The organism is Halomonas sp. MCCC 1A11062 (assembly GCF_021404355.1).
GTDB lineage: Bacteria > Pseudomonadota > Gammaproteobacteria > Pseudomonadales > Halomonadaceae > Halomonas > Halomonas aerodenitrificans.
In genome coordinates this window covers 193,998-211,802 of sequence record NZ_JABFTW010000007.1, presented here as the reverse complement: position 1 = coordinate 211,802, position 17,805 = coordinate 193,998, and the positions used below count along the sequence as shown (strand labels likewise).

The 17,805-nt window shown below is 66.4% G+C and carries 16 protein-coding genes; 12 read left to right on the top strand and 4 right to left on the bottom strand.

All coding sequences use genetic code 11. The features are described from left to right. Positions 1–19 precede the first annotated feature (19 nt). Positions 20–1,510, top strand: coding sequence for an exodeoxyribonuclease I (gene sbcB / locus HOP58_RS10200; protein WP_234260227.1), 1,491 nt, complete (start codon positions 20–22; stop codon positions 1,508–1,510). 88 nt (positions 1,511–1,598) lie between these two features. Here the strand turns inward: sbcB and HOP58_RS10195 are convergent, their stop codons facing one another. Continuing rightward, positions 1,599–4,487 (bottom strand): insulinase family protein, encoded by a 2,889-nt coding sequence (locus HOP58_RS10195; RefSeq protein ID WP_234260226.1) that lies wholly within the window; start codon positions 4,485–4,487, stop codon positions 1,599–1,601. After that, the gene (locus HOP58_RS10190; protein WP_234260225.1) at positions 4,484–5,167 is read right to left on the bottom strand and encodes an SOS response-associated peptidase; all 684 of its coding nucleotides are present in this window, start codon (positions 5,165–5,167) and stop codon (positions 4,484–4,486) included. Before HOP58_RS10190 ends, HOP58_RS10195 begins: the two co-directional genes overlap by 4 nt. A 161-nt stretch (positions 5,168–5,328) precedes the next feature. Between HOP58_RS10190 and HOP58_RS10185 the strand changes: the two genes are divergently transcribed. Beyond that, complete coding sequence (locus tag HOP58_RS10185) at positions 5,329–5,946, top strand: TetR-like C-terminal domain-containing protein (RefSeq protein WP_010630220.1); 618 nt, start codon at positions 5,329–5,331, stop codon at positions 5,944–5,946. Next, positions 5,943–6,662: a 1-acyl-sn-glycerol-3-phosphate acyltransferase gene (locus HOP58_RS10180; RefSeq protein WP_010630219.1), complete on the top strand. Its 720-nt coding sequence runs from the start codon at positions 5,943–5,945 to the stop codon at positions 6,660–6,662. The genes HOP58_RS10185 and HOP58_RS10180 overlap by 4 nt, the downstream gene beginning before the upstream one ends. On the opposite strand, the gene HOP58_RS10175 is transcribed toward HOP58_RS10180, so the two are convergent. Both HOP58_RS10175 and ccsA read right to left on the bottom strand, forming a co-directional pair. Then, positions 6,663–7,949, bottom strand: coding sequence for an HlyC/CorC family transporter (locus tag HOP58_RS10175; protein WP_234260224.1), 1,287 nt, complete (start codon positions 7,947–7,949; stop codon positions 6,663–6,665). Between the two features lie 75 nt (positions 7,950–8,024). After that, positions 8,025–8,825: a cytochrome c biogenesis protein CcsA gene (gene ccsA, locus HOP58_RS10170; protein ID WP_234260223.1), complete on the bottom strand. Its 801-nt coding sequence runs from the start codon at positions 8,823–8,825 to the stop codon at positions 8,025–8,027. 292 nt (positions 8,826–9,117) lie between these two features. On the opposite strand from ccsA, the gene ffh reads away from it, so the two are divergent. The 9 genes from ffh (at position 9,118) to thrC (ending at position 17,576) form a co-directional block, all read left to right on the top strand. Next, complete coding sequence (ffh, locus tag HOP58_RS10165) at positions 9,118–10,530, top strand: signal recognition particle protein (protein ID WP_010630216.1); 1,413 nt, start codon at positions 9,118–9,120, stop codon at positions 10,528–10,530. Positions 10,531–10,828: 298 nt separating this feature from the next. Beyond that, the gene (gene rpsP, locus HOP58_RS10160; RefSeq protein WP_010630215.1) at positions 10,829–11,077 is read left to right on the top strand and encodes a 30S ribosomal protein S16; all 249 of its coding nucleotides are present in this window, start codon (positions 10,829–10,831) and stop codon (positions 11,075–11,077) included. Positions 11,078–11,099: 22 nt separating this feature from the next. After that, positions 11,100–11,657, top strand: coding sequence for a ribosome maturation factor RimM (gene rimM, locus HOP58_RS10155; RefSeq protein ID WP_026038340.1), 558 nt, complete (start codon positions 11,100–11,102; stop codon positions 11,655–11,657). A gap of 38 nt (positions 11,658–11,695) precedes the next feature. After that, entirely contained in the window at positions 11,696–12,484 is a 789-nt protein-coding gene (trmD, locus tag HOP58_RS10150) for a tRNA (guanosine(37)-N1)-methyltransferase TrmD (RefSeq protein WP_234260247.1), read from the top strand. A gap of 134 nt (positions 12,485–12,618) precedes the next feature. Further along, positions 12,619–12,975 carry a 50S ribosomal protein L19 gene (gene rplS / locus HOP58_RS10145; RefSeq protein WP_010630212.1) on the top strand — a complete coding sequence of 119 codons (357 nt, stop codon included), beginning with the start codon at positions 12,619–12,621 and terminating at the stop codon, positions 12,973–12,975. Between the two features lie 187 nt (positions 12,976–13,162). Then, positions 13,163–14,044: a site-specific tyrosine recombinase XerD gene (gene xerD / locus HOP58_RS10140; RefSeq protein ID WP_234260246.1), complete on the top strand. Its 882-nt coding sequence runs from the start codon at positions 13,163–13,165 to the stop codon at positions 14,042–14,044. Positions 14,045–14,047: 3 nt separating this feature from the next. After that, entirely contained in the window at positions 14,048–14,803 is a 756-nt protein-coding gene (locus HOP58_RS10135) for a DsbC family protein (protein WP_010630210.1), read from the top strand. 63 nt (positions 14,804–14,866) lie between these two features. After that, positions 14,867–16,183 (top strand): homoserine dehydrogenase, encoded by a 1,317-nt coding sequence (locus tag HOP58_RS10130; RefSeq protein ID WP_010630209.1) that lies wholly within the window; start codon positions 14,867–14,869, stop codon positions 16,181–16,183. A gap of 4 nt (positions 16,184–16,187) precedes the next feature. Then, positions 16,188–17,576, top strand: coding sequence for a threonine synthase (gene thrC / locus HOP58_RS10125; protein ID WP_234260222.1), 1,389 nt, complete (start codon positions 16,188–16,190; stop codon positions 17,574–17,576). Positions 17,577–17,805: the final 229 nt, after the last annotated feature.

The window sequence follows — 17,805 nt, the reverse complement described above, 5'->3', positions numbered from 1 at the left end:
GTCAGGAGACACCGCGCCCATGGCGAAGCCAGATGCCGCCCCGATGACCTTCCTGTGGCACGACTACGAAACCTTCGGCGCCGACCCGCGGCGCGATCGCCCTTCGCAGTTTGCCGCAGTCCGTACCGATAGCGATTTCAACGAGCTCGGCGAGCCGGTCGAGCTGTTCTGCAAACCGGCGGACGACTATCTACCCCACCCGCAGGCGTGCCTGATCACCGGTATCACGCCGCAGCAGGCGCGTCGCCGCGGTCTGCCCGAGGCGGAGTTCGCCGGACGCATCCACGCGCTGATGAGCGAACCCGGCACCTGTGCGTTGGGCTACAACTCGCTGCGCTTCGATGACGAGGTGAGCCGCTGCCTGTTCTACCGCAACCTGCTCGACCCCTACTCCCGGGAGTGGCAGAACGGCAACTCGCGCTGGGACCTGATCGATGCGGTGCGCGCTTTCCATGCTCTGCGCCCCGCGGGCATCGCCTGGCCGAAGCGTGAGGACGGCTCGCCCAGCTTCCGCCTCGAGGATCTGACCGCTGCCAACGGCATCGCCCACGAGGGCGCCCACGACGCGGTGGCCGACGTGCGTGCCACCATCGCCCTGGCGCGGCTGCTCAGACAGCGCAACGCACGCCTGTTCGACTACCTGCTGGCGCTGCGCAGCAAGCGCGAGGTGGCCAAGCGTCTCGACGTGCCGGGGCGCAAGCCGGTGCTGCACGTGTCGCGGCGCTACCCGGCCAGCCGCGGCTGCAGCGCGCTGGTGATGCCGCTGGCGGAGCATCCCACCAACCCCAACGGGGTGATCGTCTACGACCTCTCGGTGGATCCTCAGGCGCTGATCGAGATGAGCGCCGAGCAGATCCGCCAGCGCGTGTTCGTCAGCAGCGACGACCTCGCCGAGGGCGAGGCGCGCATCCCGCTCAAGGTCATCCACATCAATCGCAGTCCGGTGATCCTGCCCGCGGCGGCGCTCAAGGACGTCGAGGGTCCGCGTCAGGGCGAATACGGCGAGATCGTCGAGCGCCTGGGGCTCGACCTGGCAGCCTGTCGGGCCAACTGGAAGCGCCTGATGGCCAGTCCCGAGGTTGGGGGCAAGGCCGCCGAGGTGTTCGCTCAGGCGCCGCCCGATGGCCCCCACGATCCCGACCTGATGCTCTACAGCGGCGGCTTCTTCTCCCCCGCCGATCGCCAGGAGATGCAGCGGGTGCGTGACGCCTCGCCCTGGGATCTGGTCGATGCGCGTTTTGCCTTTCAGGATCCCCGGCTGGAGGAGATGCTGTTCCGCTATCGCGCGCGCAGCTATCCCGACACCCTGAGCAGCGAGGAGCAGGCGCGCTGGGAGGCGTATCGCTGGGATCGTCTGAACGATGCTGCCGTGGCCGGTTTCACCCTGAGGGACTTCGCCCGTGAGATCGAGCGCTTCAATCAGGTGGCGCTGAGCGACCGCGACCGGGCGATTCTCGAGGAGCTGGTGATGCATGTGGAAGCGATGATGCCCGCTCAGGCCTTCGGCTGACGACATACGGCCAGACATGACTGCGCCCGGCCAATGGCCGGGCGCAGTGCGTTCTACGGTTCGGTTTCGGTTCGGTTTCGGTTCGGTTCTAGTCGTCGGCTTCGGGCAACGGCTCCAGGTGCCGGGTGAGGGCGGCAACGTCGCTGGGCTCGTCGCCCGGATCGTAGGCGATGGTGGCGATGGAGCGCTCGGTCAGGCTCGGCCAGGTCTCGCGCAGATCGTCGGCCGTCACCGCCAGGACGCGCTGAGCCAGCCGCTCGCGACGGTCGAAGCCGGTATCGCCGAACGACAGCGCGCGCCACAGGCGGTTGGTCAGCCCTGCAAGGCTGGTGTCGCGCTGCAGCAGGCCGTCATGCACGGCCTGACGGTAGGGGGCCAGGTCGGCGTCGTCCAGCGCCGTCAGGCTCTGGCCGAACTCCACCAGGAAGGCGTCGATGTGCTGCTTGATCTCGTCGCTGGTGACGTCGGGGGACTGTACCAGCAGGCTGAGCCCCGGGGCGTCCAGCAGCGGCGAGTAGCCGGCGCTGACCACGTAGCCCAGCTGCTCCTCGGTACGCAGGCGCTGATAGAAGGGCGTGTCGATCAACTGCCCCAGCACCGCCAGGCGCGCCTGACTGTCGAGCGAGCGGTCGCTGCCCTGCAGATAGCGCAGCACCAGCGACTCCTCGCGCGTCGTATGCGGGTGCAGGATGGGCAGCGCCTCGTCGATGCGCAGCGGCGTCAGGTCGGGGATCGCCTCTTTCTCCAGCGTGGGGGCCAGCATCTCGGCGACCAGCCGTCCCTCGCGCTTGGCCAGTTCGCCATCCAGGTTGCCGAGGGCCAGCGCCTGCAGGCGCAGCTCTCCGAGGAAGGCGTCGCGGAAGGTGCGCAGATCGTCCACCGTCAGCTCTCGGCTGGCGTCGAGCAGGCTCTGGGTCGGCCACTGCGGACGCATCAGCGCTTCGGCCAGGGTGCGATGGCCCTGGCGGAACAGCGCTGCCTGCGGGGCATTGCGCCATTCGCGCTGCAGGCGATAGCGCACGCGCTCGAAGCTGGCCTCGTCGATGTCGCCATGGCGCAGCTGCTCCAGGGTGCGGCGCATCACCCGGTCCTGACGGTCGCGCCAGCCGGCAAAGGCCAGCGTGATGCCGCGGGCATGGGGGTAGGCCTCGACATCGTGGCCGGCCAGTCGCGCCGCATAGAACTCCTCGTTGAGACTGTCGTCCAGCCAGCCCGCCAGCAGGTGGGCCAGGACGGCATGCCGCGGGTCGCTGCTGGCCGTGGGATTCTGCAGGCTGAAGCGCCACTCGACCTTGGGCGTGTTGAAGCTGGCATCCGCCATGTGCCAGAGCTCGAAGCCCGGTTCCTCCAGCAACTGCGCGGGTCGTTCGTCCTGCTGGTCGAGCAGGGCCAGGTCTTCGGCGATGAACGGATTCGGCGCTGGCAGGGCGAGCCCCGCCAGGGGCTGAGCGGTGCTCGCCTCGGGCTCCACTTCACGCCAGGGGGTATTGAACCAGGGTGACGTCTGCTCGCCCTCCACTTCGGGACCGCTGTAGACCCGCAGCAGCAGCTCGGGGCGCAGGGCGTCGAGATAGGTGGCGATCAGTTCGGGCTCGAAGCCGTCCATGCGATAGGCGGCGTACTGCACGTCTTCCACCGGGAAGCGCGCCAGGTTCATGGCCAGCCGCATGGCGCTCTGCAGCGGTGAGCCATGCTGCTGAAAACGGAACTGCTGCTCGGCGAGCTGGGCCTGCTCGTCGTAGCGCCACGCCTCCAGCCCCTGTTCGCGGATCTGCTCGATGGCGGCGAACAGGGTGGCCTCGATCTCGTCGATGCGCTCGGCCCCGGCCGGCGTCAGGCTGACGCTGACGGTGAACAGCGCGTGGCGCTCGTCGCCACGGCCCACGCCGGCGGAGAGACCGTCGGCCAGACCGGCGTCGCGCAGGACCGCGAACAGGCTGCCTTCGCCTTCATGGCCGAGCAGATGGGCGAGGAAGTCGGCGGGCTTGTGACGGTAGTGCTGGAGCGAATCCGGCACCGGGAACATGAAGCGCACATGGCGGCTGTCGCGCACCGACTGCAGCTCCACATGGCGCGGCAGCGCCGTCTCGTCGATCAGCGGCTCCTCGATCACCGGGCGCTCCAGGCCGCGATCGGCGATATCGGCGAAGCGCTCGGCCACCATTGCTTCCAGCTCGTCCAGCGGCTGCGGACCCACCAGCGTCAGGTGCATGACGTTGGCGTCGTAGTAGCGCTCGTAGAACTCGATCACCCGCTCGCGCAGGGTCGGCTCGCCGGCGGGCGGGTCGGCCAGGGTCTCACGGCTGCCCACCGAGAAGCCCGTGGTGGGGTTGGCGGGATTGAGCACCTGATTGAGCACGTCGTTCTCACGGCGGCCATCGTCGCGGATGCGCGCCATGTATTCGGAGTGCACGATATTGCGCTCGCTCTCCAACTGATCGGCATTGAACAGCGGCGTGAGGAAGAACTGGCTGAAGCGATCCAGAGCGCCGGGCAGCGCGGCGGGTTCGACCTCGAAGAAGTAGTTGGTGTCTTGCGGCGCGGTGAAGGCGTTGTGGCTGCCTCCGTGACGGCGCAGATAGCCCTGGTAGGCATCGGCTTCGGGGAAGGGCTCGGTGCCGAGAAACAGCATGTGCTCGAGGAAGTGCGCCAGCCCGGCCAGATCGTCCGGATCCTGAGCGCTACCCACGCCAACGTTCATCGAGGCGGCGGCGCGGTCGGCCGTCACGTCGCTGACCAGCAGTGCGGTCAGGCCGTTCTCGAGCGTCACTACCCGGTAGTCGCGTTCGTCATGGGGGCTGACGTGGGGCTCGATGACCTCCTCGATGGCCTCTTCATAGTCATGTGCCGCTTCCTCGGCCTGCTGCGCCTGGACCAGGCCCGGGAGCAGCAGGCCGGTAAGCAGCAGGCCGGCAAGCCAGGGCAGAGGGCGCCGAGGGCCACGGCCTGGCAGAGTCGGTTGGGGCTTGAGCATCATGTCTCCTGTTCGTTCCAGCGCAACATGGGGCCTGTGGGGTGTGCGCAGGCGGGATCCTGGTTGTTGGGATCGTTGACCCTTCTTGATACAGGAAAGGCGCCCAACAGTTCCCTCGGCGCGGGGCGCAGCAGCGCCCGTGCCGTTTCCACCGGTGTGTCGGGGTCGAGCCAGCGCTGGGCGTCGTCGGCAGCGATCAGCGCCGGCAGCCGGTCGCCCAGCGGAGCCAGGAAGTCGTTGGTCGGTACCGTCACCAGTGCCATCGAGTCGGTGTGTTCGGTCAGCGTCGTGTGGTAGCGGCACCAGATGCCCGCCAGCAGCAGCGGGGCGCGATCGACCCGGGTGACCAGAAACGGCTGCTTGAAGCGAGGCTGCACCTTCCACAGATAGACCCCGCCGACCGGCACCAGGCAGCGGCGAGCGCCGAAGGCCTCGCGAAACATGGGGCGAGCGTCGAGGGATTCGGCGCGGGCGCAGTGGGGGGCGTGGTCGAGCACGCTCAGCCAGGCGGGGGTCAGCCCCCAGAACACTGGCCTCGTGCAGGTCCTGTCCGCTTCCAGACGAATATGCGTCAGCGTGCGCCTGGGTGCCACGTTGGCGCCGGTCAGCAGGGGAGTCTCCTGGCACAGCCCGGGTAGCAGTCGAGCGAGGTCGAGCTGAGGAATGTACAGGCGGCCGGCCATGGAATCTCCGGGTATCGGGGTGGCGTCAGGGTAGCCAAGTCGAGGGGTAGTGAACAAGGCTTCACTCGCAATGGTCGAAAACAGTGTTCGATGTGCGCTATCCTACGCTACCGTGCGAAGTAATCCGCTCACGAGATTGGTAACGTTCTGCGAGGAACTCGATGGCTCGTCCCCGACAGCATGCGCCCGAAGCGCTCCATGCCCAGGTCATGGCAGCATGCGATGACTGGCTGCAGAGCAATCCCGTACACGCGCTCTCGCTGCGAGCCCTGGCGCGTGAGGTGGGCTGTGCGCCGAGTACGTTGCTCAAGCTCTACGGCAGCTTCGGCAACCTGCTGCAGCATGTGAACATCGAGACGCTGGCGCGCCTGCGCATGGTCATCGAGCCGCTGACCGAGGGCGTGGCGCCGGAACGGCAGATGCGCTCCCTGGCGCTGGCCTACTGGCAGTTCGCCCAACGCGAGCCGTTCCGCTGGCAGCTACTGTTCGATTATCCGCTGGCCCAGGAGGGCGAGCTCGACCAGCGCCAATCCGACATGATCGAGGCACTGTTCCTGCGCGTGGAGAACGGCTTGAAGGAGTATCAGCCGGCGCTTGGCGATCTCGAGGCCAGGCGCCTAGGGCGCACCCTATGGGGCAGCGTGCACGGTCTGGTACAGCTTGGTCTCAATGAGCGTCTGGGCTATTGGCAGGGGCAGCAGCTCGAGGTGCCGGAGCTCCTCGACCAACTGCTCTCCACCATCCTCGCCGGCCTGAAGCATAGGTCCGATATCGCGTGAATCTCGTCCTGTACGGGCTGCTTGCCGTCATGCTGACCGCCGGCGGCTGGCACATGGTGCGCAAGCCGCGTCCGGTCATTCGCTATCTCATCTTTCTGCTGGTCCACTGCTGCTATCGGCTGCGCCTGCGCGGGCTCGAGCATATTCCCGCCAAGGGAGCGGCGGTGGTGGTGTGCAACCATGTCAGCTTCATGGATGCGCTGGTGATCGGCGGCGCGAGCCCACGCCCGTTGCGCTTCCTGATGGACCGCCCGATCTACGAGTCGCCATGGCTCAACTGGCTGTTCCGCCTGGTGGGAGCGATTCCGGTGGAGTCCGACCGGCGCGACCCCGGTAGCGTGCGTCGTGCGCTGGAGGAGGTCAGCCGGGCACTGCGCAGCGGCGAGGTGGTGATGCTGTTCCCCGAAGGCCGCCTGACGCCGGATGGCGAGGTACATGCCTTCCGACGCGGGCTGGAGACGATTCTGGCCCGGGACCCGGTGCCGGTGATTCCCGCCGGCCTGGCCGGCCTGTGGGGCTCGTGGACCTCCCATTGCAACGGCCCGGCACTGTCTAAACGGCCGCACCGCTTCCGGGCCCGGGTGGCACTCTATTTCGGCAAGCCGATTCCGCCCAGGCTAGCGCGGCGAGAGCGCCTGGAGGCGCAGGTGCGCGTACTCAAGGGCGAGGCGGACGGCTGGGCCTGCCGGCACAGCCTTGGCGCTCCCAGGCGCTGATCAAGGCTGACGCTGGCGGCTGCTTCGAACCGTCTGCCAGCAGCGCGCCGAGGTGATCAAATTGTCGCGCACCTCGATGATTTCCATGCGTACACTACCGATCTGCAGGCAGGCCGGGCCGTCGGGGAAGGCTTCCAGGTGCTCGAGGATAAGGCCGTTGAGGGTCTTGGGGCCATCGGTGGGCAGCTTCCAGCCCAGGGTACGGTTGATGTCGCGGATATTGGCGGTGCCGTCGATCACGTGGCTGCCGTCGTCCTGGCGATGGATCTCCTGATCCTGCCCGGCCACGTCGGTGGTGAACTCGCCGACGATCTCCTCGAGAATGTCCTCCAGCGTGACCAGCCCCTCCACGTCGCCGTACTCGTCCACCACGATGCCGATGCGGCGTTTCTGTTTCTGGAAGTTGAGCAACTGGGTATGTAGCGGCGTCGATTCGGGAATGAAGTAGGGTTCGCGGGCCTCCTGCACGATCGAGGCCTTGGTCACCTCGTCACGGGACAGGAAACGTGCCGCATTGCGCAGGTGCAGCATGCCGATGATGTTGTTGATGTCGCCCTTGAACACCGGCAGGCGGGTGTGCTGGCTGGTGCGGATCTGGGTCAGGATGGTCTCCAGCTCGTCGTCGAGGTCGATGCCTACCACCTCGTGGCGCGGCACCATGATGTCGTTGACGGTGACGTTCTCCAGATCGAGGATCGACAGCAGCATGGCCTGGTGGCGATGGGGGATCAGCGTGCCCGCCTCGTGCACCACGGTGCGCAGCTCGTCGCGGGTCAGGCTGTCGCCGCCCCCTTCGATGCTCTTGATGCCGGTCAGCTTGAGCAGGCCGTTGGAGATCGCATTGACCAGCCACACCAGCGGATAGAGCAGCTTGAGCAAGGGCTCCAGTATCAGCGAGGCGGGGTAGGCGATGCGCTCCGGCTTGATCGCCGCATAGGTCTTGGGGCTGACCTCGGCGAAGATCAGGATCACGATGGTGAGCAGCAGCGGGGCGATGGCGGGGCCGGTGACCTCGCCGAAGAAGTGGATGGCCAGCACGGTGGCGATGGCGGCGGCCAGATTGTTGACCAGATTGTTGCCGATCAGGATCACGCCGATCAGCCGGTCCGGGCGCGCCAGTAGCCGCAGGACCCGACGAGCTCGACTGTCGCCGCTGTTGGCTTCGTGATTGAGCCGGTAGCGGTTGATCGACATCATGCCGGTCTCGGAGCTCGAGAAGAAAGCGGAAAGGCAGATGAGCAGGAAAAGCAGGCCGAACAGCAATCCCACTGGGAAGTCGTCGCTCAAGGTCGTTGGATCCTCGCTGGCGTGTCAGCCCCGTTTGTAGGGATTCGCTCCGGCAGTGTCAAGGCGACCTGCGCTTCAGGTGCGGTTGAGGATGACTTCGAGCACGAACTTGCTGCCGAAATAGGCCAGTAGCAGTACGGCGCAGCCGCCCAGGGTCCAGCGTACGGCGCGCATGCCGCGCCAGCCCAGAATGTGATGACTGACCAGCAGTATGGCGAAGATCACCCAGGCCGCCAGCGAGAGGATGGTCTTGTGGGCCAGATGCTGGGCGAACATGCTCTCGACGAAGGCGAAGCCGCTTAGGATCGACAGGGTCAGCAGCGCCATGCCGGCCCAGATCAGCTCGAACAGCACCCGCTCCATGGTGGTCAGCGGCGGCAATACCTGTACCACGCCACGGGTATGGTGGTGGCGCAGGGCATGATTCTGCAGCCCCAGCAGCACCGCCTGGCAGGCGGCGATGAAGAGAACGCCGAAGGCGAGTGCCGAGCTCATGGCGTGCAGGGCGATACCCGGGGTCATGCCGCCGGTGCGCTCCGGGCTCGGCAGGCCCACGGCCAGCAGCAGGGCGATGCCAGAGATCGGAAACAGTCCGACGGCCACGCTCAGCACCGGCTTGGCCAGGCTCACGCCGAGCAGCAGAAGGACCATGATGGCGGTCAGTATCACCGCGCTGGTGGAGAGTCCGGGCATCAGGCCGGGGCTCTGGTCGATCAGCTTGAAGGCTACCGGGAGGTGGAACAGCAGGCCCATCAGACCCAGGACGCGAACCAGAGCCGGGCGCTGCGGCACGCGCCGCAGCAGCGTAAGCCCTTGCCAGGAGGCTGCGCCCAGATAAAGAAGGAAGGCCATGAGGGCCAGAGGAAGCGCCTGCATCAGTGTCGTCCGTGCGCCGTCGCCAGCGTCAGTGCCTCTCGGTGGATGGAGTCTGCCGAGGCCACTATACCCAATCCTCGCTGCGGCGCACAGCCGTGGACGGGGAGCGCATGCATGGAGACTGACCGCCGCAGCGCGTATAATGTGGCCCAGACTCTTCAAACCGCTTTATCAGGGCTGTTTCCTCAGCGTGCGCCAGCGTGTCACCACCTATGTGACCCCTTGTCGCAGATGCCTCCCGAACTCCGTGAGGCATCGCCCCGAGCCGACAGCCTGACAGCCGGAGTGGCTTATGTTCCAGAACCTCAGCGAGCGCCTTTCCCAGACGCTCAAGTCCATCAAGGGTCAGGCACGCCTGACCGAGGACAACATCAAGGACACCCTGCGTGAAGTGCGCCGGGCGCTGCTTGAGGCCGACGTCGCCCTGCCGGTGGTCAAGGCCTTCATCGAGCGCGTGCGCGAGCGCGCCGTGGGCCAGGAGGTGTCGAAGAGCCTTTCGCCGGGGCAGCAGTTCGTCAAGATCGTCCAGCAGGAGCTCGAGGCGATCATGGGCGAGGCCAACGAAGGGCTCTCGCTCAAGGGCTCCCCTGCGGTAGTGCTGATGGCCGGCCTGCAGGGTGCGGGCAAGACCACCTCGGTGGCCAAGCTGGCGCGCTTCCTCAAGGAGCGTGAGAAGAAGAAGGTGCTGGTGGTTTCCGCCGACGTCTATCGCCCGGCAGCCATCGACCAGCTCGAGACCCTGGCCGGTGAGGTCGGGGTCGACTTCTTCCCCTCGCGCAGCGACCAGAAGCCGGTGGCCATCGCCGAGGCGGCGATCAAGCACGCCAAGATCCAGTTCCATGACGTGGTGCTCGTCGACACCGCCGGCCGCTTGGCCATCGACGAGGCCATGATGGCCGAGATCGCCGAGCTGCACCGCACCTGCCAGCCGCAGGAAACCCTGTTCGTGGTCGACGCCATGACCGGTCAGGACGCCGCCAACACGGCCAAGGCGTTCCACGAGGCGCTGCCGCTGACCGGCGTGATCCTGACCAAGGCCGACGGCGACGCCCGCGGCGGTGCTGCGCTGTCGGTGCGCCACATCACCGGCAAGCCGATCAAGTTCATGGGTGTGGGCGAGAAAATCGACGCCCTGGAGCCCTTCCACCCGGATCGGGTGGCATCGCGCATCCTCGGCATGGGCGACGTACTGTCGCTGATCGAGGAGGCCGAGCGCACGGTCGACAAGAAGAAGGCCGAACAGCTCGCCAAGAAGGTCAAGAAGGGCGAGGGCTTCGACCTCGAGGACTTCCGCGACCAGCTGCAGCAGCTCAAGAAAATGGGCGGCATGGGGGGGCTACTCGGTAAGCTGCCGGGCATGGGGCAGATGGCCGAACTGGCCCAGGGGCCCGGTCCCGAGAAGGAGCTGGGCAAGCTCGAGGCGCTGATCAACTCGATGACGCCTCAGGAACGGCGCAAGCCCGAGATCATCAACGGCTCGCGCAAGCGCCGTATCGCTGCCGGTGCAGGCCTCCAGGTGCCCGATCTCAACCGTCTGCTCAAGCAGCACAAGCAGATGCAGAAGATGATGAAGAAGGCAGGCAAGAAAGGCGGCATGCAGAAGATGATGCGCGGCATGTCCGGCATGATGGGCGGTGGCGGCCCGGGTGGCCCCGGCGGCGGGATGGGCGGCATGGGCGGCCCCGGCGGCTTCCCCTGGCGCTGAGCCGCACTGTGGCTTACGCAGTGAGGGGCAGAGAGGGGCGATTCCATGGGCAGTGCCCGAGAGGCTCGAAAAAGGGTTTCAAAGCGGGGCTGATTTCCGTAGAATGCTGCGTCTTCATGGCAGGACCGTGGCAATGCCCGGCTGCACGCTTGTAAAAGCACTTGCAAAGAAAGTGACCGAATGACGCGAAAGCGGGTCCACGGACCCGCTTTCCTGGCAGAAGCCGAGTACCCTGGCCGTTCGCCGGGGCCGGCGCATCGGTATTAAACGTAACCTCAACCGAAGGATAGTCAACGCCATGGTTACCATTCGTCTGGCACGTGGTGGCGCCAAGAAGCGTCCCTTCTACCACCTGACCGTGACCGATTCACGCAACTCCCGCGACGGCCGTTTCATCGAGCGTCTGGGCTTCTTCAACCCGATCGCTCGCGGTCAGGAAGAGCGCCTGCGCGTCGATCTGGACCGCGTTGCTCACTGGCAGGACCAGGGCGCACAGATGTCCGACCGCGTGGCCGAACTGGTCAAGGAAGCCCGCAAGCAGGCCTGAGCCTGTGCAGTTCGGTGATGTCATGAGCGAGCAGGCCGCACGCAGCGAACGCGACGACCATGTAGTGCTGGGCAAGTTGACCAGCCCCTACGGCGTCAAGGGCTGGCTCAAGGTCTACTCCCATACCGGCCCGATGGACGGCATCCTCGAGTACTCCGAGTGGGTGCTGCGCCAGGGTGGCACCCTGAGTCGCCATCGTCTGCTGCAGGGGCGGCGTCACGGCAAGGGCCTGGTGGCCCTGCTGGAAGGCGTCGATTCGCGCGAGGCCGCCGAGCGCGTGTCAGGTGCCGAAATCCTGCTGCCCAAGACCGAGCTGCCACAGCTCGAAGGCGACGAATACTACTGGCACCAGCTCGAAGGGCTCACGGTCGTGACTCGCGAGGGTACGGTGCTGGGGCGTGTCGCTTATCTGTTCGAAACCGGCGCCAACGACGTGCTGGTGGTCAGGGGCAACCCGCAGGGGGAGCCGCCGGCCATCGACGATCGTGAGCGTCTGCTGCCCTTCCTGCCCGACGAGGTGATTGTCGAGGTGGATCTGGCGGGTGGCACCATGACCGTCGACTGGGACCCGGACTTTTGAGCCTCGAGACAGAGGCCGGGGCGAGCGCAGCACCGGACATGTGGGTCGGTGTGGTATCGCTGTTTCCCGAGATGTTCGAGGCCATCGCCCGGCACGGTGTCACCGGGAGAGCGGTCAGCCAGGGGCGAGTGGCGCTGGAGTTCTGGAACCCGCGCGACTACGCCACCGACAGGCATCGCACCGTGGACGACCGGCCCTATGGCGGCGGCCCCGGCATGCTGATGAAGGTCGACACCTTGCGCGCGGCCATCCATGCCGCTCGTCAGCGGGCGAGCGAGGCCACCGGCCAGCGACCCAGGGTCATCTACCTGTCGCCCCAGGGGCGCAGGCTCGACCAGCAGGGTGCCCGCGAGCTGGCTTGCGGCCCACCGTTGGTGGTGGTGGCCGGGCGCTACGAAGGTATCGATGAGCGCATCGTGGAGAGCGACATCGATGAAGAGTGGTCGATCGGCGACTATGTGCTCAGCGGCGGTGAGCTGCCGGCCATGGTACTGATCGACGCCGCGGCAAGACTGGTTCCCGGTGTGCTGGGACATCAGGACTCCGCGGTCGAGGACTCCTTCAATGAGGGGCTGCTGGACTGCCCGCACTATACGCGCCCCGAAGAGATCGACGGGCGGCGGGTGCCGGAGGTGCTGCTCAGCGGCCATCATGGCGAGATCCGACGTTGGCGGCTCAAGCAGTCGCTGGGGCGGACCTGGCTGAGGCGCCCCGACCTGCTGGAAGGCAGGACGTTGAGCGCCGAGCAGCAGAAGCTGCTCGAGGAGTTCATCGAAGAATACGCCCTGTCAGGTGACAGGGCGGAGGTGCAGGACGCGAGGCGCTGAGCCCTGGGGGCCATGCATCGTGGACCTGCGTCACCCATCATCTCCCGCGCTCTCGAGCCAGGCTCGGGCGCCGGGATCACGCGCCGCCGTTTATTTGCAAGGAGCGGCGGCGCCGAATAGTGAGGAGTTTTGTCATGAGCAGCAAGAACAAGGTGATCCAGGCGCTCGAAGCCGAGCAGATGAGCAAGCAGGTGCCGGATTTCGCCCCGGGTGACACCGTGATCGTGCAGGTCAAGGTCAAGGAAGGCAACCGTGAGCGTCTGCAGGCCTTCGAAGGCGTGGTGATCGGCAAGCGCAACCGCGGCCTGAACTCCGCCTTCACCGTGCGCAAGATCTCCCACGGCGTGGGCGTCGAGCGTACCTTCCAGACCTACAGCCCGCTGGTCGACTCCGTCGAGGTCAAGCGTCGCGGCGACGTGCGCCAGGCCAAGCTGTACTACCTGCGTGAGCGCAGCGGCAAGTCTGCCCGTATCAAGGAAAAGCTGTCGTAACGAAAGCGTGCGCGGGTCGTGCCCGAGTCCGGCCCGCTCGTGGTTTCGTTATGCCGCAAGCCCCGCCACCGCTCACGCGGGGCGGGGCTTCGTCGTTTCAGGCCGTGCCTGCGCATGGGTTCCAGGCCTGCGTATGGTTTGCAGATCTGTGTATGGAGAATAGGGCATGCCCCATGACGCCCGATCCCTGACCCTGATCGAGACCTTCCTCGACGCTCTGTGGCTCGAGCGCGGGGCGAGCGAGCACACGCTCTCGGCCTATCGACGCGATCTCGAGGCCTGGGCGGGATGCTTGGACGAGGCGGGCGGCGACCTGCTGGCACCGGACCAGACGCTGTTGCCCGCCTGGCTCGACGAGCGGCGCAGCGCCGGCTACCAGCTGCGCAGCAATGCCCGGTTGCTCTCCAGTCTGCGCGGCTTCTATCGCTGGGCGCTGGCCGAGGGTCGCATCGAGCGCGACCCGCTGGCCGAAGTGCGCCTGCCGCGGGTACGGCCCAATCTGCCGGACACCCTCGACGAGGACGAGGTGGAGCGCTTGCTGGCGGCGCCGGATCTCGGTACCGATCTCGGTCTGCGCGACCGCGCCATGCTCGAGGTGCTGTATGGCTGCGGCCTGCGAGTGTCGGAGTTGGTGGGGCTCAGCGTGGATGCCGTCAACCTGCGTCAGGGTGTGGTGCGGGTGCGCGGCAAGGGCGACAAGGATCGGCTGGTCCCGCTGGGGGAGGAGGCCGTACACTGGCTGACACGCTACATGCGCAGTGCCCGTGGGGCGCTGATGAACGACACGACACGCCCCGCGCTTTTTCCCGGACGTGGCGACAACTGCATGACACGCCAGACCTTCTGGCACCGGATCAAGGCCCATGCGCGCACGGCGGGAATCACGCGACCGCTGTCGCCGCATACGCTGCGGCACGCGTTCGCCACGCATCTATTGAATCATGGAGCCAATCTGCGTGTCGTACAGCTGCTGCTCGGTCACAGCGATCTGTCGACCACGCAGATCTACACCCACGTTGCGCAGGCGCGACTCGAAGCCCTGCACGCCGACCATCATCCTCGAGGCTGAATCATGATCGCGTTAACCCATCGTCTAGCCGGCTCCCTGTTCGCCCTGGCCGTTCCTCTGGCGTCGCTGCTGCTGCCTGCCGCTGCCTGGGCCGGTGCCGCCGAGCGACTGGCCGAAAGGCTGGAAGTCAACGGCCAGCCCATGCCGGTTGCCAGCGTGCACGAGACCCCGGTGCCGGGCTTCTATCTGGTGCGCCTGGAGACCGGCGAAGCCTTCTACAGCGACGCCGAAGGCAAATACTTCCTGGTCGGCGATCTCTACGAGAACGGCCAGGGTGGGCTGACCAATCTCACCGAGCAGTCACGCAACGTCGAGCGGACCGAGCAGCTTGCCAACGTGCCGGAGAGCGAGCGCGTCGTGTTCCGCGGCACGGCGGAAAAGCAGGCCGAGATCTTCGTCTTCACCGATACCACCTGCCCCTACTGCCGCCAGTTCCACGAAGAGGTGCCGACACTCAACGAGATGGGCATCGAGGTGCACTATCTGGCCTTTCCACGTGCCGGCATGAACTCCCAGGGCGCGCGGATTCTCGAGCAGATCTGGTGCGACGGCAACCCGACCGAGGCGATGAACGCGAGCAAGCGACAGGAAACGCTGTCGGGCGGTACCGACTGCGACAATCCGGTCGAGGCACAGTATCATCTGGGCATGACCGTGGGCGTGCAGGGGACACCGGCCATCGTGCTGCCCGATGGGCGGCTGGTGCCGGGCTACGTGCCCGCCGAGCGCCTGGCCGACATGCTCGGCCTGGCGGAATGAGGGCAGACCAAGAGCTGCCGATTAGGTAAACGCTGGACATTGACACCACATGGGAGCAGGACATTGAAACCGGTGAGAGTGGGAATCTGTGGTTTGGGTACCGTCGGTGGCGGCACCTTCAACGTGCTGACGCGCAACGCCGACGAGATTGCGCGGCGTGCCGGCCGCCCGATCATCATCGAGCAGGTGGCGCTTCGCAGCACCAACCCTGAGTGCGACCTCACCGGGATCAAGACCACCAATGACGTCTTCGAGGTGGCCCGTAACCCGGACATCGACGTGCTGGTCGAGGTGCTGGGTGGCTACGACGTTCCCCGCGAGCTGGTGCTCACCGCCATCGCCAACGGCAAGCACGTGGTCACCGCCAACAAGGCGCTGATCGCGGTACACGGCAACGAGATCTTCCAGGCCGCCCACGAGCAGGGCGTGATCGTCGCCTTCGAGGCCGCGGTGGCCGGTGGCATTCCGGTGATCAAGTCGCTGCGTGAGGGCCTGGGCGCCAACCGTATCGAATGGGTGGCGGGCATCATCAACGGTACCGGCAACTACATCCTGACCCATATGCGCAGCGAAGGGCGCGCCTTCGAGGACGTGCTGGCCGAGGCCCAGGCGCTGGGTTATGCCGAGGCCGACCCCACCTTCGACGTCGAAGGCATCGATGCCGCCCATAAGCTGACCATCCTGGCCTCCATCGCCTATGGCGTACCGCTGCAGTTCGAGAAGGTCTACACCGAGGGCATTTCCCGGGTCACCGCCGACGACGTCGAGCAGGCCGACAACCTGGGCTATACCATCAAGCACCTGGGTATCTCCAAGCGCACCGAGCATGGACTCGAACTGCGCGTGCATCCGACCCTGATCCCCAAGGAGCGGCTGCTGGCCAATGTGCACGGGGTCAAGAACGCCATCGCCATCATGGGCGACGCCGTGGGGCCGACCCTCTACTACGGCGCTGGCGCGGGCTCCGAACCCACCGCCTCGGCGGTGGTGGCCGACCTGCTCGACGTGGCCCGCGACATCACCACCGATCACCACTACCGCGTGCCCTACCTGGCCTTCAGCGGTATCGGCGAGGACGATGGCGGTCTGCCGATCCTGTCCATCGAGGACATCGTCACTGCCTACTATCTGCGCCTGCTGGCGGTGGACCGCCCGGGCGTGCTGGCGCGGGTGGCTACCATCCTCTCCGAGCAGGGCATCTCCATCGAGGCGCTGGTGCAGAAGGAGGCCACCGAGGGCGAACTGGTGCCAATCATCCTGCTGACTCACAGCTGCCGCGAGAAGCACATGAACGAGGCGATCCGTCAGATCGAGTCGATGGCCGACATCGCCGGACCGGTCACGCGGATCCGCGTCGAGTCGCTGGACGAGCAGGAGTAAGGGCATGCGCTACATCAGTACCCGCGGGCAGGCGCCTGCGCTCTCTTTCGAAGAGGTCGTGCTGACCGGCATGGCCAGCGATGGCGGTCTCTACGTGCCGGAAACCATTCCGCAGCTCTCCCGTGAAGAGCTTGCCGGCATGGCCGGGCTCTCCTATGCCGAGATCGCCTTCCGCGTGATGCGGCCGTTCGTCAATGGCGAGATCGACGACGAGACCTTCCGCGGCATCGTGCGTGACGCCTACGCCACCTTCAGCCACGACGCCGTGGTGCCGCTCAACCAGCTCGACGCCAACCACTTCCTGCTGGAGCTGTTCCACGGCCCCACACTGGCCTTCAAGGACGTTGCCCTGCAGCTGCTGGGGCGTATCCTCGATCACCTCCTGGCCAAGCGCGGCGAGCGCGCGGTGATCATGGGCGCCACCTCCGGCGATACCGGCTCGGCGGCCATCGAAGGCTGTCGCCACTGCGACAACCTCGACATCTTCATCCTGCACCCGCACAACCGGGTCTCCGAGGTGCAGCGTCGCCAGATGACCTCGGTGCTGGCCGACAACGTCTTCAACATCGCCATCGAGGGCAACTTCGACGACGCCCAGGCGATGGTCAAGGCCAGCTTCGCCGACCAGGGCTTCCTCGATGGCACCCGCCTGGTCGCGGTGAACTCGATCAACTGGGCGCGCATCATGGCCCAGATCGTCTACTACGTGGCCGCTGGCGTGGCGCTGGGTGCGCCGCACCGTCAGGTCAGCTTCTGCGTGCCCTCGGCCAACTTCGGCAACGTCTTCGCCGGCTACATGGCCTACCGCATGGGGCTGCCGGTCAAGCAGTTCATCATCGCCACCAACGCCAACGATATCCTGCACCGCACCATCGCCGCCAACGACTTCTCCAAGCAGGAGCTCAAGGCGACCCTGGCGCCCTCCATGGATATCGTGGTGTCGTCCAACTTCGAGCGCTTGCTGTTCGAGGCCTACGAGCGCGACGGTGCCGCCGTGGCTGCGCTGCTCGAGCGCTTCCAGTCCGAGCCGACTGCGCTGGCGGATGCGCCACTGGAGCGGCTGCGGGCGTTGTTCGCCAGCCATAGCGTCGACGATGCCACCATCCTCGAGGTGATCCGCGAGGCGCACCACCGTACCAAGGAGGTGCTCGACCCGCACACCGCCACCGGCTACCGTGCCGCCGAGCGCGCCCGGGCCGATGCCGAGACGCCGATGATCACCCTGGCCACGGCCCACCCGGCCAAGTTTGCCGAGGCGGTGGTCAAGGCGGGCTTCCCCGGTGTGCCGCTGCCGCCGCACATGGACGATCTGCTGGAGCGCGAGGAACGTTACACCGTGCTGCCGGCGGAGCTGGCGAAGGTGCAGGCGTTCGTGGCCGAGAACCGGAGGTAAGCACCTTCGTTGACCGTCGCTGGCTGGCTCGGAGCTATGCCGGCGACAGGTCTTCGAGGAGGCGCTGTGAACCCATCCCTGGGCGCTATATTTGCCATCCATGGCAAATAACCTCCTCTACGACCTGTCACCTGCGCTCCTCGCTTCGAGGCAGCCCGAGCGGTGAACGGTGCCCTGCTCTCCTCGCATCGAGGCAGCCCGAGCGGTGGTAAGTGTCGGCGAAGATAGG

Excerpts from the sequence above, each read along its gene's own strand:
- sbcB (WP_234260227.1), top strand. The coding sequence starts at position 20 with ATGGCGAAGCCAGATGCCGCCCCGATGACCTTCCTGTGGCACGACTAC.
- HOP58_RS10195 (WP_234260226.1), bottom strand. The coding sequence starts at position 4,487 with ATGATGCTCAAGCCCCAACCGACTCTGCCAGGCCGTGGCCCTCGGCGC.
- HOP58_RS10190 (WP_234260225.1), bottom strand. The coding sequence starts at position 5,167 with ATGGCCGGCCGCCTGTACATTCCTCAGCTCGACCTCGCTCGACTGCTA.
- HOP58_RS10185 (WP_010630220.1), top strand. The coding sequence starts at position 5,329 with ATGGCTCGTCCCCGACAGCATGCGCCCGAAGCGCTCCATGCCCAGGTC.
- ccsA (WP_234260223.1), bottom strand. The coding sequence starts at position 8,825 with ATGCAGGCGCTTCCTCTGGCCCTCATGGCCTTCCTTCTTTATCTGGGC.
- ffh (WP_010630216.1), top strand. The coding sequence starts at position 9,118 with ATGTTCCAGAACCTCAGCGAGCGCCTTTCCCAGACGCTCAAGTCCATC.
- rpsP (WP_010630215.1), top strand. The coding sequence starts at position 10,829 with ATGGTTACCATTCGTCTGGCACGTGGTGGCGCCAAGAAGCGTCCCTTC.
- rimM (WP_026038340.1), top strand. The coding sequence starts at position 11,100 with ATGAGCGAGCAGGCCGCACGCAGCGAACGCGACGACCATGTAGTGCTG.
- trmD (WP_234260247.1), top strand. The coding sequence starts at position 11,696 with ATGTGGGTCGGTGTGGTATCGCTGTTTCCCGAGATGTTCGAGGCCATC.
- rplS (WP_010630212.1), top strand. The coding sequence starts at position 12,619 with ATGAGCAGCAAGAACAAGGTGATCCAGGCGCTCGAAGCCGAGCAGATG.
- HOP58_RS10135 (WP_010630210.1), top strand. The coding sequence starts at position 14,048 with ATGATCGCGTTAACCCATCGTCTAGCCGGCTCCCTGTTCGCCCTGGCC.
- thrC (WP_234260222.1), top strand. The coding sequence starts at position 16,188 with ATGCGCTACATCAGTACCCGCGGGCAGGCGCCTGCGCTCTCTTTCGAA.